The sequence below is a fragment of the Nonomuraea sediminis genome (genome assembly GCF_018531495.1).
Classification (GTDB): domain Bacteria; phylum Actinomycetota; class Actinomycetes; order Streptosporangiales; family Streptosporangiaceae; genus Nonomuraea; species Nonomuraea sediminis.
In genome coordinates, this window is the sequence record NZ_JAHDTI010000002.1 from 34,800 (window position 1) to 50,351 (window position 15,552).

Below are 15,552 nucleotides of genomic sequence, written 5' to 3' on the forward strand. Positions count from 1 at the left end.
GGGTCAGATGCACGGTGTTGATGCCGCCCGCGCAGCCTATGCGCTGTCGTTTGACTCCCGCTGTGGCGGTGCTCTTCTCCGCACTGGACTCATTCAGCACTCCCACGGTCAGGCTGCCGGGCCGGGCGGCGGGTCGAGACGGGCCATGGCGAAGCGATGGATGGCGCTCATCGCGCCCGACGTGTCCCAGGTGACGTGACTCAACAGCCGCTGGGTGGCGTGGGGGCTGCTGTCGCCCGACCACTCTGCGATCGTCCAGCCGGTGCGTCTGGGCAGGTCGGAAAGCACGGTTCGGACGTGTTTGGCCACCTGCGGCCGCGGTTTGACCCTGGTGAAACGTCGGCGCCAGCGCGGTTTAGTTCCTCGGTGTTCCGCTATATCCGCGTGGCTTCTACGGTGAAGGTGGCAGCCGCCTTCGATCTTGTTCTCGTCACACAGCCATGATCAGATCACGAGCGGCCGCTCCCAGGTGCTGGAATTCTCGTCACAAGATCGTACGGGCCCAGAGCGCATCATCTCAGCTCAGCCAACGTATGGTAGCTGCCGCACTAGAATTTGCGGAGGGGTTCAGTAGCTACCTATCCGTTGCCATAGTCGATGATCCGCCAACGCTCTGACGGATTGTTCCGTCCGACGGAGAAATCGTAGAAGCATTCCCCGTCCGTTTCTGGTCCTGCTTCCTCCATGTCGACTGTGTATCTAGTGGGAACTGAGAACACACTTGTGGCGTATGCGGAGGTGTCAGCGTGAGGCTTTCCCACCCAGGTCAGCTCTAGGCGGCGATAGTAGCAACCGATGCCGTCACCGCCATGCCTCTCGAGGAAGGAGGTCGTTGCCAACGCTCGTACCGCGTTGTTATCCCTGGCCGCTACGGCGTTAAGATACGCAACGACCACCTCTTTTGGGCCAGCGTCCGAGGGGGGGACGGCGACGGTAGAGCGCTTCTCGGGAAAGAGCTTGCACCACTCCACTCGTAGCGTCGGAAGCACTTCACGTAAGATCGCGACACCCGCAACCGCCAGGGCGACGACGGTCAGTAGCCAGATCACGCGCGTCGCCCTGGCAGTCACGTTGCAGTCCTCTCAGCGGTTGATGCGAATGCCGTAGACCTTACCGTTCGGGTAATAGCTGTGCCACCAAGGGCGACCTTGCTCGAACGAACGATATGAGTGGTCTCCGTCGTGCTGAGCGTAGAAGACGCGCCCCTTCGAATCGATGTTGCTAACGATTGAAAGGTGGTGCCATGGATTGCTCGCTATCCCAGTTCCCCAGAGCAGGATGTCCCCCTGTCGCAGCTCCTTCCAGGAAGGTACCCAGGACGCGCGTTTTTTGTTGACCAACCAGTAACGATACCAGTTGTTCGCCGCCGACCACGAATACGATGTTCTGAACTTGATGGGGTCCCATCCCGGAGTTTGCCACCAATAATTGTTGTTTCCTCGCGTGAGGACAGTTGGGAACGGGTGGAAGTCCTTCGGCGCTCCGCCGCCAAGGTTAATCGCTCGTGAAGCGAAATTGGTGCAATCGTTGTCGGGGAACCGTTCTGCCTGGCTATGGGCGTTGGCGACGGCCCAGAGCTTGATACCTCTGTAGTCGATGCCGGCCAGACTGGCCTTGGCGGGCTCCTGGTCTGAGGGGGTAGGAGCGCCCGCGCTGTAGTCGGAAAACCCTACCCCGTCGACTGCGAGGGGCGTCGCCTCCGGCGGCAGCTCTATTGGCGGACTACCGGCTGGCTCGGCTGTGATTTCACCCGCGGGACTCTCGGTGTCGGAAGCGTCGGCGTTCATGGCCTGGATGAGCTGCGGCTGGCTGCCGCTCGGGCGGAAGAGGTACTCGCGTCGCTCGGTGGTTGAGTCAGTCGTGGTTTGGGTCGGAGTGGCTCCGGTTGCGTCGGCGAAGACCGAATCGCCCGTCACCGTGCCGTGTACTGTCACTGCTCCGCTGCCATCGACCGTGACCAGAGAGTCAGTGATCGATACCGTTGAACTCTGCTGACTGAACTTCCTGGCCGATGCCAACGTCGCCCATCTGCTTTGACCTGGCCCGCTTGTGTATGCGAGTGCTCGCACCATCGCAGCCTGGGGCTTGCTGGACAACGCCTGGTCAACTGTGGCGCTCTTGGCCTCCGCGAGCTCGTTGTCCACTTGGGCGAGTTGTTTGACGGCGTCAATGTACTGCTGCGCGCCACCTGGTACGGCCTGGGGCACCGCCGCACCGCTGAGCGTCCAGGGACCCGCGCCACGGGAGTTGACCGCCCGTACCTGGAATCGGTAACTGGTGCCGTTCACCAAGCCGGTGATGACAGCTTCGGTTCCCTTGACGGTGACCTGCTTGACCACCTGGTTGCCAGAGTCGAGTGCCTGGACGTCGTAACTGTCGACCCCGCTGGTCGTACCCGTATCGCTGGGAGCGAGCCATCTCACAAGGGCTCCACCGTCCCCCGGTTTAGCCTTCGGCACTGAGGTGGCGCCTGGTACTCCCGGAGGGAGATATTCGATGACGAGAGAGGTTGGGGTGACCGCGCCGGATCCGCCGAATGAGACGACTGGAACCTGGTCGCCAGAGCCGCGGATAACGACTCCATAATTGGTGCTCGGTTGTGCGAGCCAGGCGCTGACCAGGGCGGTCAGGTCGATGGTCGGCTGCGAGGCTGAGGCAGGGGAACTGGATTCCGGGTTCAAAGTCTGACGGAGGCTCGCTCCCGTTGCGTCGTCAGCTACGCCCACGTTCGGCGCGTACGCAACAACTGCGGCGTTGGCGGGGCAGGTTCCCCCTGCGCAGGAGGCGGTGCCAAGGTTTAGTGCGGCCCGAGTGATTCGGGCCCCCTCAGGAACCGAGGAGAGGTCGGGGTTGACTAGCGACAGTCGTTCCTCGGAGCCGCTGCCACCCGCCTCGATCGCTGGGCTGATTGTCAGCGGGCATGGGCTGCCCGAGCAGGCGTCGGGTGCCGTTCGGGCCGATTTCACCGTTATGGAGGTTCTACCGACAGTCACCGTGGCCGACCCGGTGGGCGGAGGAGGTGAGCTTGTAGGAACCGTGAAGGAGTTGGGCGGGCTCTGGGCAGTGCAAGCGTCCTGAACACATGACTGGAGTCGCCAGGTGTAGGACTTGCCGGACTGGACGAGGCCATCGGGTAGCCTCAGGGAGATGCGTTGACCCCCTTCGACGGTTCCCTCGCCTACGGGGCTTGGCCCGACGGGGTTTCCCGCGCTGTCATAGAGGTAGAACTTTCCGGAGACCTGTCCCCTGGACGGTCGAGAAAGCAGGCCGTACAAAACAGGGTTGGTCGGGGAGGCCAAATCGACACCCATGGCTCCGGGCGGGAACGGAGCGTCATTGCTGATCCGGTAGGCGGGCGTTTGACTGCACACGTTCAGCGCCACGCATGCTCTCACCGAGAACTTGAAGCTGTGCGGGTTGCCAAGTGTGACGCTCTGCCGTACGGCTTGGCCGCTGGGTCCGGTGACTGGAGCAGGTGTGGTGAGTTGGCCAGTGGTGTCACTGACCGTCATCGAGTACTCGATGGCAGTTCCGTCGGTACTGGTGGATGAGTAGGTGAGACCGACAGAGCCGCTGCGCACGATCGCGTCGGTGTCGTCCATCGAGTCGACGAAATCGCTGCTGACCGTCGGGATCTCGGGGGGCAGCCCGTATGTGACGCTCAGCTTGGGGATGCCTTCGCCACCCCATTCGGCCGAGTCGAAAACTCGACTGTAGTCAGGGCTAGCTGCTGACTCGTCTGCGCCTCGGAGCAGGATTCCGTAGTTCGGCGCGCCGCTCGCCCAGGCTTGTGCGATAGCCGGAACCTGCCACGTCATGGTCTGAACTTCTCCGCATGCAGCGGCATCTCTGGCTGTTACCTCTCCAGCTGTCGTGGCGGCCGGTTGGTTTGCCCACGTCAGGCTGAGTTCATTCCAGTCCGCGGTGATTCGCTGGGCCTTTATGGCGGAGTTCCCATCGCCGCAGCCTGTGGATAGGTGCTGTCGGAGTTCGAGTGCGGCATCCTTAATCGATCGACCGGCCAGCGCAGACGAGTCGAACTTCAGAAATGATCGGTCGACGAGGTTCGTACCCTCGAAGGGATCCTCATAGGCCCCGGCCCACAGCTGTATATCGCTAGACTGGGAACTGCCGTAAGCTGCGGAGTTTTCGATCCAGGTGTCGGCTTGTAGGCCCAGGCTGATGGTGGGGTCGATGGTTACCGGATATTTGGTAGTCGGCGCGCTCAAGAAACTCTCATCTGGAGCGATGACCAGGGCGGTGTCATTGTTTCCCTTGTCGACACTCACCTGCACGGTGGTGCGGTGTGCGCTGCGTTCGTGGCCGGCGTCCCACATGAGCGGCCGCTGACCATGACCAACGGTTCGCCCCTTACTGTCGGCTAGCTGAAGAGCGCCGTCTGCGGTTGTGCTTAGATCGAGACCTTTGCTATGGACCGGTAGGCGAATGGTTAATGATCCCGCCGGCCTTTCCTTCAGGACAATGTCGAACCGGAAACCAGTCGTCAGGGCAGTGACAATCAGATCAGCGCCGGATCCGACCGCACCGGCGTAGGTCGCGGTTTGTCCTTTAATTACGGGCTTTGGAAGAGGGGCGGGCCAGTCGAGCGCGAGCTGCCCGCCCTTATTTCCTTTCGTCAGGACGGCGAACGGGTGATCTGCGCCACCGGCCGAGAACTGTGCTGCAGCGGCCGCAGAAGGTGTGCGCTGTGTCAGAACGCCGTTGCGCTCGACGAGGGAGTTGTCGATCCAGGCCCATTCGCCGTTTGCCTGCTTCACACGCGCGGGCCCAGCGTAGATGTCGGATGTAAGATGGCCGTCTGGATAGGCCCAGGTCTTTCTGGATGCGGTAGCGTCCGCCGTGACCTCTACTTCTTTGCCTTGCTTCTTTGCGTCGGCGATCGCGGCTCGCAGCGCCGCATCAGGATCGTCGGGACGAGCGAATGTTTTGCTGTCTGATGCCAATGTCGTCGTGGACGTTGGTGTGGGGCTGGCTAGCGCGGCTGATCCCGGGACAACCGCCGCCGTAGCGGCCACCATGCTGCTGAGTGATAGTGCGATCATGGATTGCCGAAGGATCTTCGTGCCAGATAACGGGCGGGGAGAGGGTTCCACTTACACTCCGATCACGACAGGAGGTAATACGGCAAGAAAGAGGACACCCCACCGAATCCACCCGGTCAAGATCCACTCAGCGTCACCTGCATGTCACCCCCTCCCCTCCGCCCTTCGTCCGGCGGCTAGTCCCATCTGCGCAGACTCGACACGTGGGGAACACGCTTTCCGTCGCATATCGCCCAGTTTCGGAACCTCCTTCGATATAAAGCCGTTATAAGGAAATCTGGTGTGTCAGATTCGGCGGGCGCCGCTCGACAACGTGCTCGGCTGGGTATCCCGCCTGGTCGTAGGTGCTTGTGCGCTCACCCGTGACCGAGACGTGGCCTGTTCCGTCCTCTGTTCCGTGATGTCCGGCGCGGATTCTGTCGGGTACGGCTGTCCTGCCGCTGACCCCCCAGGTGTTTCAGCTCGCCGCGCGAAGAAGTCATGGCCCTGGCGGGGCCTCTCCGGGATGGACGAAGCTGGCGGTGCGTGCGTTACCCGCTGACGTCGCCGGCGCTTGGTCCAGTGATTGATGGCCGGAGCGAAGAACGAAGCGACCGCTTCTGCAGCGGAGTCGTTCGCGCAGGGGAGATCTGCCGGTGGTTTGTCTCCTACCCCGCCTACATTGACGTCACCTTGCGTCCACGCACTCGCGTGTCCGTAGTCAAGGTCGACGTCCAGGTCAAGGTCGAGGTCCAGACCCTCGCTAAGGAGGACCTCGACTCCGTCTGCTGCGCAACGGCCGGACCGGAGCCGGTCGAGATCACCGCCCGCGCTTAGGGTCAAGCGGGCTGAAACACTTGGGCGGGGCCGAGTCTAGATCAAGCTCCACGGAAACTTTCATGCTCGCGACGCCGTCGAGCCCTTCGGGTGATCGTTACCCAATGCCGCTATCGACCACGAAGAGTGATGATGGGGAGATCGTTGTCCAGCCCATCTGACGCCCCGCCGTCCGCCCGGATCCGATCGCTGCCCAAGAGGCCGTTGCGTCTGATGGTGCTCCAGGTCGCTGGAGGCATGTCGGTGATGTGCATGCTAGCCATTGCCGTGCTCATGGCTAGCCACAGCGCCGCCGACCCTCACCGTCCTCAGGCGGCTCGCACTAGCTCAGCCGTACCGGTCCCGGCGGGCCCGCGCCCTTCAGCCAGCCCGACTGTCACAGTCACGCGAACTGTCGTACCCACGCCAACGGCCGCGCGGAGAACGGCAACCCCAAAGGCGATCGAACGGCCGCGCGAACTGCGCCACAGCTTCGTCTCCCTGTTGTCCGCCCACGATGTGCCGATCGAGCAGATCTCACGGCTGGTCGGACACACCAACACGGTGGTCACGGAGACCGTCTACCGCAAGCAGATCAGGCCTGTCATGCAGGAGGGAGCGACGGTGATGGATGCGATCTTTCCGCTTATGCAGGAGTTGTAGTCACTCAGTTAGTCACGCACAACGAAAAACGCCCTGGTCATTCGAGGCGCATTCCAGGGGTCGTCGCAACACGATGATCAACTACTGGCGGTGAGAAGCATAGCGAGACGCTCGGCCGGTGACACGCCGCCGCACCCCGCTCGCCGCCAGTACGGTCAGCAGCCCGGCCATGCCTCTCGCGGGGGGCGCCGTCATGCGAGCCATCTTGACCCCTGACCGGTCGTGACGGTCGCCCGCCTATAGGTAGATGGCCGGTATATATTGATCACATGAGACAGATGCAGGAGCCGACCTTCCTGATCCTGACCTCGCTAGCTGCCGGTCCACAACACGGATACGGCATCATCACCGACGTGGAGCGCATCTCGGACGGCCAGGTTCGCCTTCGCGCCGGCACCCTGTACGCCGCCTTCGACCGACTCCAGGAAGAGAACCTGATCACCGAGGACCGAGAGGAGATCGTCGACGGCCGGGTGCGCCGCTACTACCGGCTGACCGGCGACGGCGCGGCGAGACTGGCGGCGGAGGCAGAGCGGATGCGCAGGCACGCCAAGACAGCCACCGCACGCCTGCGCGCGATCGGCTCGGGAGGAACGGCATGAGCCCGCTCGAAGCCCGCTACCGCCGTCTCCTGACCGCCTACCCGCGCGACCACCGGGCGCGGCACGAGGAAGAAATGATCGGCGTGCTCCTCGCCGGAGCGCAGTCCGGCCAGACCCGTCCGCATCCGACCGAGGCGGCAGACTTACTGTGGGGCGCGCTATGCGTCCACGGGCGGCGAGCCTTCGGCCCGGTCTCCGCGCCCGCCTGGCGCGCCGGGCTGGCGCTCGCCGTGGCGCTGTGGCCGTTCCTGATGCTGACAGGTGCGCTGGCGACCGGGCTGCTCCAGGGTGCCGAAGCCGTGGGGAACGCGGGGGCCGCCGCCGTGGAGCGGCCGATCTGGATCCTGTACCTGGCCGAGCCGATCGTCATCGCGGCCCTGCCGGTGCTGGCCGTGCTGCTCGGCCGACGATGGATCGCCGTGCTCGGCGTGGTCGCGTTCGTGCTGTACCAGGCCGACCACCCCCGCCTCCTGGATCTGGACACGCTGCTGTTCCCCAACCACGGCCCGGTCCTGCTGGCCCAACTCGCGACCGTCGCCATCGCCTTCGCGCCCGCGGCGCATCGCGCGATCACGGTCATTCCCCGGCACGCATTCCTGCTGTGGGGGCCGCTCGCCGTGGCCGGGCTGACCGCCAGCAAGGCCATCGTGCGCTGGGTGGACGTGATCGCCCACTACGACATCGTGACCTGGAAACCCGTGCCCTGGCTCGTCGTGGTCGGGCTGGCGGCCGGGTACGCGTGCCGGTCGGCCGTGGGGCGGCGGGCGGCGCTGCTGCTGTTCCTGCCCGCGGCGGCCCTGGGCGACCTCGGGGACCTGCCGTCGGTGCCCACCTTTACGGCCCTTGCCCAACTCGGGTGCGCGGCCCTGGCCTTCACCACCGCGGCTGCCTTGACCCGGCGGCGGAGCGACCAGAGAACGAGCCCCGGCTCCTAAAGGAAGAACGCCCAGCGGATCAACGACCAGGCAGCCTCGATGAGGTGGTGCCACCGTCGCTGAGCTTGGTACCAGAACTCACGCGTAGACCCAGGGTCTAGGTGCTTGCGGTGAGCAGCGTGGCGAGGCGCTCGGCTGGGGTGTCCCAGTCGAGCGTTTTGCGTGGTCTGGCGTTAAGTTCGGCAGCGACGGCGTCGAGCTGGTCGCGGGTGTGGACGGACAGATCCGTTCCTTTGGGGAAGTACTGGCGGAGCAGGCCGTTGGTGTTTTCGTTGGAGCCGCGCTGCCAGGGGCTGGCTGGATCGCAGAAGTAGACCGGCATGTCCGCGGCGACGGAGAACTCGTGGTGGCGGCCCATCTCGCTGCCCTGGTCCCAGGTGAGGGAGCGCCGGAGATGGGCCGGTAGCGTCGCGATGGTGTCCAAGAGGGCGTCGCGCATGCGCTCGGCGCTGCGGTCGATGGGCAGGTGGACGAGCATCACGTAGCGGGTGTTGCGCTCGACCAGCGTGCCGATCGCCGATGCCTGGTTCTTGCCAATGATGCAATCGCCTTCCCCGTGGCCGGGCACCACGCGGTCGTCGGCCTCGGCCGGCCGCTCGCTGATCATCACCATCGGCGTGCTGTAGCGGGGCTGGCGCTGCTGGGCCAGGCGGCGCGGCTTGCGCATCGCGCGGCCAGTGCGCAGCGCCCTCGTCAGCTCGCGGCGCAGCTCGCCGCGGCCCCGGACATAGAGCGCCTGGTAGATGGTCTCGTGGCACACGTGCATCTCCGCCCGCTCGGGAAAAGTCCGGCGCAGGCTCTGGACAATCTGCTCCGGGCTCCAGCACTTGTGTAGGTGCTCTTGGATGTAGGCCCGTAACTCCGGGTTCTGCCCGATCTTGCTCGGCTTGGGACGGGGCCGGCGTGCGTCGGCCCGCGCCTGGGCCGCGTGCGGCCGATACTGGCCGTTGGTGGGGTGTCGGTTGCGGCGGATCTCCCGGCTGATGGTCGAGGGCGCACGGCCCAGCTCGCGCGCGATCTCCCGGATCGACGCCTTCTCTCGCACCCGGTCAGCGATGTAGATCCGCTCGTTTTCCCGCAGGTAGCGGGAGAGGCCAGAAGGGGGCCCCGCCGGTCGTTGGACCGGCGGGGCCCCCTTCTTTTTCGCCTTGTTCGGCGCCGAGCCATTCCGCCACCGCTTCCCGGTGCGGTAGTTGATCCCGACGATCCGGCACGCTTCCATGCTGCTGAAACCTTGATCCATAAGCCGGAAGTATTCCTACCGCTCACGGGTCAGCTTCCGTCGCCCCTGAGGGGACCGGATCTCTCGGATCTCGAACTCCATCGCACTCCCCAAGCTGGGGTGTTGCGACGATCGCTAGAAGGGAGGCGATCATGACCGGGGCATTTTTGCTGTTCAGAAGAGGTGGTCAGGGGCAGGGTCGAACTGCCGACCTTCCGCTTTTCAGGCGGATCGAACGCCCTGGCGCCCGTGCCGTCGAACGAGGTCTGCGGTGGTGAGAGGTCCGTGGTGGCTCACGTTGTCGTCATGGTTGTCGTCAACTTTCGCGCGACCTCAGCCATGTCATCCGCGGGTTATGCTCGGCGAAGGACTGCGACACGCGATCGCTTCAGCCCTGTACGGCGAGCGCCAAAGTCGACCAACGTCACGACCTCTGCCATTACGCGACTTTCTGACGCTCCCATGTCAAGCGACCACTCGTTTGGCTTGCGACGGAAGGGCGAACAGGTCTTCTCGGCCGCCTGGTTTCGGCATGGGACCCGCCGACGTGGTTACGCCTTCTGTGGGCGGAGTACCGGGCTATGAGTGCAGTGACGAGTTGAGACCGGCCACGGCCAAGGGGATCAGTTCAGGTAGGTGGTGCGTTTCTCGCGCTCCTGCCGTGGATCGGGGCTGGAGTGGTTGCCCGGTACCTCCCATTGATGGCAGGGGTGTGGTGTCCGGCAGCTGTATTGGACGGGCCGGATGGATCGGACCAAGGTACGCGCGCCGGTGCGAGTGGGGACGGCACGCTGAAGCCAGGCAAACAAGCGCGAGTCTGTCGGCCGGGGAGGTATGCGTGGGCGCAGTGACCGGGGCGTTTCCCGGCGAGCCGAAGTTCCTGGGAACCTCGATGCGGACCGACCCTCCTGAGCGCGGGGCAGCCGTGCGCGACATCGACCTGGAGCGGCGCTTGGGCGGCGAGGTGGAGGTGCGCACCTTTGACGGGCGGGTGCGCGCCTTCGACCTTCCGAGGGCAGGTGTCGAGCACGGCCGGTCGATATGTAACGTTCGTTGCACGACTAACCCCTCGTCGGGCTGGGCATGACTCCCTCGCGCGACAACGGCGCACGACCGATCCAGCCAAGGGGGGACGGCTGGTCTGGCCACGGTTGCGCGTGGCCGACTGACACGAGACCCGCGACACCTTGCAACAAGGTCGCCGCCGACCCTCGCCCACCGGGACCGGGACGCACTGGAGGCCGACCCCACCCGCTGGGCGCACATAGCGCACCACAATCTGTGAGGGGATGAGCATGGTCGACCGCGAACAGTTGCCCGCGCCCGTCGAGGGGCTCGTGGTCACGCACTTCCTGGCCGTCCGGGACGTGGCCCGCTCGCGCGCGTTCTACGCGGACGTCCTGGGCGGCGAGGTCGTACTTGAAGAGAATCCGGCGATCGTGAAGGTCGCCAACACGTGGATCATCATGAACCCCGGCGGCGGCCCCACCCCGGACAAACCGGACGTCACGCTGCGGGCGCCCGAGCCCGGCGACCCGGTGACCGCGTTCATGAACGTCCGCGTCGCCGACATCGCCGCCTTCCACACGCACGCGACGTCGCTCGGCGCCCAGTTCCTCACCGCGCCGATCGACCGCAAGGCCGAGATCCGCTGCTACATGCGCGACCCGGACGGGCACCTCATCGAGGTCGGCCAGGCCACCGGCATGCTGCACGACGTCTACGCCGACCCGCCCGCCTGATCCGTCCGACCAAGACGCCTGAGTGCTGCGCCAAGAAGGGCGGCCAATGCTGCGAGTACAAGATCGAGGCCCGGATGGTCCAGTTCATCCACGCTGTTCTCAGGAACGCCCTGGGCAACGCCGTCCGGGAAGAGATCATCGCGCGGAACGTGGCGCAACTCGTCAAGATCTCTCCACCCAAGTACAAGGTCAACCGCGGACTCACAGTCCCGCAAGCCAAGGCGATCATTAAGGCGGCGAAGGATCACCGCCTCGGAGCTCTCTACATCCTGGCCGTCTGCCTCGGCCTGCGCCGTGGAGAGCTGCTCGGACTGCGCCGGGAGGACGTCGACCTCGACGACTGGAGGTAGTCCAGACCCTCCAGCGGGTCGGCGGGCGGCTCCAGTTCGTCGGACCCAAATCGGAGGACTCCGAGCGCACGATCCCGCTCCCCTCCATTTGCAGGGACTACAACTGGAGGGACTACGAAGCCGACTACTGGGAGAAGCGGCGGGCAGGCCAAACCTGAGCAGCACTGTCGTCAGCGTTGTCGTCAATACAACAAAAACGCCCCGGAGCGATCTTCGCTTCGGGGCTTTCTTGCTGGTCGTAAGTGGTGGTCAGGGGCAGGGTCGAACTGCCGACCTTCCGCTTTTCAGGCGGACGCTCGTACCAACTGAGCTACCTGACCCAGAGCGGTCCTGACGGGACTTGAACCCGCGACCTCCACCTTGACAGGGTGGCGAGCACTCCAAACTGCTCTACAGGACCTTGCTTTTGCCTCGCTTAGCTTACCAGCTTCCCGGTGGTCCTAAGACCAGCCGTTCCGCCGTGCCCCCAACGGGATTCGAACCCGTGCCGCCGCCTTGAAAGGGCGGTGTCCTAGGCCGCTAGACGATGGGGGCTCAGGAAACTCCCTGCGCCTTGCCGTCGGAGACCTCTGAAGCATAGGGGACGATTGCCCCTGATGCCAAAGTGGCTTATGACGGCGTGCCAGTGATCGTTCCCGATGGCGTCGGGGCGCTCGTCGGCACAGGAGAAATCATACGTCCCGGGTCCTGCTCCACGTGACGTTGGATGTACACCGATTGCTCCCCGAGGCCGCCGAGGGTGATGTCGTCCCACGCCTGCAGGCGGTGGGTCTTCTTGTCGAAGTACAGGACGGAGGCCATGACGGGCGTGGGTTCCGCGTGTTCCAGGGCACGCAGGCCGGCGCCGCCGGTGGAGCCCTGGACCATCAGGCGGGTGCCGCTGGGCAGGATCGTGGTGGATCTCTGGTGCTCGTGCCCGGCCAGGATCAGCGGGGTCGTGCCGGAGAACCCCCTCCCGACCACGGGATCGTGCACGCCCACGAGGTCGGCCTGCCGTACGGCATGCGAACGGCCGAAGGCCTCCAGGACGGCGGGATCCGAGTCGACGGCGACTGATTTGTCCGGGGTGAAGCGCGGATCGCCGAGACCGTAGATGGTCAGACCGGCCACGGTGCGCACGGAGTCGTCCAGCACGATGGCATTCTTCTGGGCCGCCACGGCCTTCTGGGTGGTCGCGGAGTCGTGGTTGCCGCGGATGAAGACGTACGGCACGCCCAGCCGCCCGATCTCCTCGACGAACTTGTTCTCCGGTTTGGTCCCGTGGTCGGAGATGTCCCCGGTGTCGATGACCAGGTCGGCCCTGAACTGGTCCTTGAGCGAGCGGATGACGTTCCAGGCGATCGGGTTGAGATGGATGTCCGAGACGTGCAGGACGCGGATGGATCGGGGGTCGGCGTCGTAGAGGGGCAGCGTCGACACCGTGTCGTACAGCTTTGAGACGTTCGTCACAAGCTTGGTGAGCTGGGAGCGGTAGGACTCGAACTTGGTCACGAGCGACTCGGCGCTGCCGACCAGGGACGGCGCGGCGGCGATCAGGCCGGAGTAGCGCGGCTCGACCAGGGATGCCGGCTTGAAGGTGAGCACCGCGATCCCGGCCGTCAACGACAGGGCCGTGGCGGTGGCCACAAGGCCGACGAATCCCAGCAAGGGGCGGCGGAACACCAGCAGGACCGCGATCAGGGCCCCCGCTCCGGCGCACAGCAGCGAGCGGATGACCAGGGCGCGCACCCCGTCCAGCAGGTCGCGCTCGAGGATCTCGGGGAGCCTGTCGGCGATCTTGGGGTCCTCGATGAAGGCTCTGGCCCGGTCCTGGTCGATGTTCTCCAGCGAGATGCGCAGGCGCAGCGGCGCGTCATGGGTGCGGAAGGTGAGCGTGCCGAGCGGGCTGGCGTCCACGATGGTCTCGCCGTGCCAGGCGGGACGCAGGGACATCCCGGTCTCCACCGGACCTACCTGGGCATCCACGGTGCCGCTGAGGAAGATTCCCAGCCATGCTCCGACCGCGGCCACGAACAGGACGGCCACGGCTCTCAGCGTTCGCAGGTACTTCATACGCTTTCTTGCTTACCCGACCGACAAGGCAGAATGGCAACCGTGATCCAGGTATCCCGGGAGAAGTTCGAAGAACTCGTGGCCGAGGCATTGGACACGATCCCGCCCGACCTGACCCGGGCGATGAGCAATGTCGTGGTCACGGTCGTCGACGATCCGCCTGATCCCCATCTGCTGGGCCTGTACACGGGGGTGCCCCTCACGCAGCGCGGCGACTGGTACTCCGCAGTCCTGCCCGACCGCATCGAGATCTACCGCAATCCGATATGCCAGATTTGCGATACGGAGCAGCAAGTGGTGGACGAAGTACGCATCACGGTCATCCATGAGGTCGGCCACCACTTCGGCATCAACGACGAAAGACTCCACGAGCTCGGCTACTGACCGACATGTCGCCGATTTCTCGATCGGCGATTACAGTTTGCAAGGGGCTGGCTGCTTTGGGTTGCGGCGTGCCAGGTGTTCGGGCACCTTAGGTAACATAGCGAACACTCTGAGTCAGGCACAGCGGAGTCCAATGGGGGCCATGCGGACAGGACGGCTGCCGGGGCGACATCGCCGTGCCGTCGAACGCCAAGCCACCTATGGCGAGGTCATCGCCATCAGAGAGTTCCGCGCGCTCTGGGCTGCCCAGGGCCTGTCGCTGCTGGGCGACCAACTGGCCCAGGTGGCGCTTGCCGTACTCGTCTACGACCGCACCCACTCGCCGCTGGCGACCGCGGCCGTCTACGCCCTGACCTACCTGCCCTCGATCGCCGGCGGGCCGCTGCTGTCCGGCCTGGCCGACAGGTTCGCCCGTCGCGGCGTGATGATGGCCTGCGACGTCCTGCGCGCCCTGCTGGTGGCGGCGATGGCGCTGCCGATCATGCCGTTCTGGGCGCTGTGCGTGCTGGTGTTCTTCGTGGTGCTGCTCAGCGCCCCTTTCTCAGCCGCCAGGGCGGCGCTGCTGCCCGAGGTGCTCGAGGGCGATCGGTACGTGGCGGGCTCGGCCCTGCAGAACATGACGAACCAGGCCGTCCAGATGCTCGGCTTCGCGGCCGGCGGCGCCGTGATCGCCACCATGGGCCCCTACCGCGCGCTGGCGCTCGACGCCGCGACCTTCCTGGCCTCGGCGCTGATTCTCATCTCCGGCGTACGGCGGCGCCAAGCGGCGGCCAGGCACGACAAACCGTCCATGTGGACCATGACGCGAGCCGGAGCGCGGCTCGTGTTCGGCGACAGGAAGCTGCGGACCCTGGTGCTGTTCGCCTGGTTGTGCGGGTTCTACATCCTGCCGGAGGGGATCGCCGCGCCGTACGCGGCCAGGCTCTACACGGGCACGCTGCCGGTGCCCGTGATCACGGGGTTGCTGATGGCGGCCATGCCGACGGGCACCGTACTGGGTGCCTTCCTGTTCAGCAGGTTCGTCACGCCGTCGGGGCGGATGCGGATGATGGGCTGGCTGGCCGTACTGAGCTGCGCGCCGCTGGTGGTGACGGCGATGCGGCCGCCGCTGGCCGTGGTGATCGCGGCGTGGGTCCTGTCGGGGATCGGCGGTGCGTACCAGCTCGCGGCGAACGCGGCCTTCGTGCAGTGTGTGCCGGCCGAGCGGCGCGGCCAGGCGTTCGGGCTGGTGCAGTCGGGGCTGATGGCGGTGCAGGGCGTGGGGATCCTGGTGGGCGGGTTCGCGGCCGAGCGCGTCGGTCCAGAGCCGGTCGTGGCACTCGCGGGGGTCACCGGGGTGACGACCGCGGCCGTGCTGGCCATGATCTGGACCGAGTCGCGGGGAGACTCCTCCGCCCGGGTCCGAGCCGAGGCCACCGCCTGATCACTGCTGCGGCTTCTGCTCGTCACTCCAGGGGGACGACTGCTGCTGCTTGTTGAACAGGTCCTGGACGATCGAGGTCTCCCTGCCCTCCTCCGGCATCAGGAGCCAGCCGATCGCGTACACGCCCACGCCCACGCCGCCGAACAGGGTGGCGATGGCCAGCGCGATCCTGACCAGGTTGGCGTCGACGCCGATGTACTCGCCGATCCCGGAGCACACGCCCGCGAGGATCCTGCCGTTGTGGGTCCGACGAAGCTGCTTGGTGTTGTATTCGCTCATGCCTCAAGACTGCCCCCGGACCCGGTGTTCGCACATCAGGAT

14 protein-coding genes and 3 tRNA genes are annotated in these 15,552 nt (G+C 65.4%); 9 read left to right on the forward strand and 8 right to left on the reverse strand.

Going from position 1 to position 15,552, the window contains the following annotated elements:
* Positions 1–108 precede the first annotated feature (108 nt).
* The gene (locus KIK09_RS08240; protein WP_214318126.1) at positions 109–288 is read right to left on the reverse strand and encodes a hypothetical protein; all 180 of its coding nucleotides are present in this window, start codon (positions 286–288) and stop codon (positions 109–111) included.
* 794 nt (positions 289–1,082) lie between these two features.
* Positions 1,083–5,063 carry a DNRLRE domain-containing protein gene (locus tag KIK09_RS08245; RefSeq protein WP_214318127.1) on the reverse strand — a complete coding sequence of 1,327 codons (3,981 nt, stop codon included), beginning with the start codon at positions 5,061–5,063 and terminating at the stop codon, positions 1,083–1,085.
* Between the two features lie 690 nt (positions 5,064–5,753).
* Between KIK09_RS08245 and KIK09_RS58990 the strand changes: the two genes are divergently transcribed.
* The 4 genes from KIK09_RS58990 to KIK09_RS08260 all read left to right on the forward strand — a co-directional run bounded on the left by KIK09_RS58990 (position 5,754) and on the right by KIK09_RS08260 (position 8,058).
* Positions 5,754–5,879: a hypothetical protein gene (locus KIK09_RS58990; RefSeq protein WP_275956068.1), complete on the forward strand. Its 126-nt coding sequence runs from the start codon at positions 5,754–5,756 to the stop codon at positions 5,877–5,879.
* A gap of 483 nt (positions 5,880–6,362) precedes the next feature.
* Complete coding sequence (locus KIK09_RS08250) at positions 6,363–6,521, forward strand: hypothetical protein (protein ID WP_214318128.1); 159 nt, start codon at positions 6,363–6,365, stop codon at positions 6,519–6,521.
* 269 nt (positions 6,522–6,790) lie between these two features.
* Positions 6,791–7,123, forward strand: coding sequence for a PadR family transcriptional regulator (locus KIK09_RS08255; protein WP_250572861.1), 333 nt, complete (start codon positions 6,791–6,793; stop codon positions 7,121–7,123).
* Positions 7,120–8,058 (forward strand): hypothetical protein, encoded by a 939-nt coding sequence (locus KIK09_RS08260; protein ID WP_214318129.1) that lies wholly within the window; start codon positions 7,120–7,122, stop codon positions 8,056–8,058. The genes KIK09_RS08255 and KIK09_RS08260 overlap by 4 nt, the downstream gene beginning before the upstream one ends.
* A 97-nt stretch (positions 8,059–8,155) precedes the next feature.
* Here KIK09_RS08260 and KIK09_RS08265 read toward each other — a convergent pair whose 3' ends face one another.
* Positions 8,156–9,301, reverse strand: coding sequence for an IS30 family transposase (locus KIK09_RS08265; RefSeq protein WP_372455622.1), 1,146 nt, complete (start codon positions 9,299–9,301; stop codon positions 8,156–8,158).
* 817 nt (positions 9,302–10,118) lie between these two features.
* Here KIK09_RS08265 and KIK09_RS08270 point away from each other — a divergent pair.
* From KIK09_RS08270 to KIK09_RS08280, 3 genes are all read left to right on the forward strand, one after another.
* Positions 10,119–10,367 carry a hypothetical protein gene (locus KIK09_RS08270; protein ID WP_214318130.1) on the forward strand — a complete coding sequence of 83 codons (249 nt, stop codon included), beginning with the start codon at positions 10,119–10,121 and terminating at the stop codon, positions 10,365–10,367.
* A 202-nt stretch (positions 10,368–10,569) separates the two neighbouring features.
* Positions 10,570–11,022: a VOC family protein gene (locus tag KIK09_RS08275; RefSeq protein ID WP_214318131.1), complete on the forward strand. Its 453-nt coding sequence runs from the start codon at positions 10,570–10,572 to the stop codon at positions 11,020–11,022.
* 74 nt (positions 11,023–11,096) lie between these two features.
* Positions 11,097–11,372: a site-specific integrase gene (locus KIK09_RS08280; protein WP_214318132.1), complete on the forward strand. Its 276-nt coding sequence runs from the start codon at positions 11,097–11,099 to the stop codon at positions 11,370–11,372.
* 243 nt (positions 11,373–11,615) lie between these two features.
* Here KIK09_RS08280 and KIK09_RS08285 read toward each other — a convergent pair.
* From KIK09_RS08285 to KIK09_RS08300, 4 genes are all read right to left on the reverse strand, one after another.
* Positions 11,616–11,692: transfer RNA gene (locus KIK09_RS08285), tRNA-Phe, on the reverse strand.
* A 5-nt stretch (positions 11,693–11,697) separates the two neighbouring features.
* Positions 11,698–11,772 (reverse strand) — tRNA-Asp (locus tag KIK09_RS08290).
* 61 nt (positions 11,773–11,833) lie between these two features.
* A tRNA-Glu gene (locus tag KIK09_RS08295) sits at positions 11,834–11,906 on the reverse strand.
* 75 nt (positions 11,907–11,981) lie between these two features.
* Positions 11,982–13,424, reverse strand: a complete 1,443-nt coding sequence (locus tag KIK09_RS08300) for a metallophosphoesterase family protein (RefSeq protein ID WP_214318133.1) — start codon at positions 13,422–13,424, stop codon at positions 11,982–11,984.
* A 33-nt stretch (positions 13,425–13,457) separates the two neighbouring features.
* Between KIK09_RS08300 and KIK09_RS08305 the strand changes: the two genes are divergently transcribed.
* Positions 13,458–13,808 carry a metallopeptidase family protein gene (locus KIK09_RS08305; RefSeq protein ID WP_250572862.1) on the forward strand — a complete coding sequence of 117 codons (351 nt, stop codon included), beginning with the start codon at positions 13,458–13,460 and terminating at the stop codon, positions 13,806–13,808.
* Positions 13,809–13,950: 142 nt separating this feature from the next.
* Complete coding sequence (locus tag KIK09_RS08310; RefSeq protein WP_308163979.1) at positions 13,951–15,231, forward strand: MFS transporter; 1,281 nt, start codon at positions 13,951–13,953, stop codon at positions 15,229–15,231.
* Here the strand turns inward: KIK09_RS08310 and KIK09_RS08315 are convergent, their stop codons facing one another.
* Positions 15,232–15,510, reverse strand: a complete 279-nt coding sequence (locus tag KIK09_RS08315; protein ID WP_214318136.1) for a PspC domain-containing protein — start codon at positions 15,508–15,510, stop codon at positions 15,232–15,234. It abuts the gene before it with no gap.
* Positions 15,511–15,552: the final 42 nt, after the last annotated feature.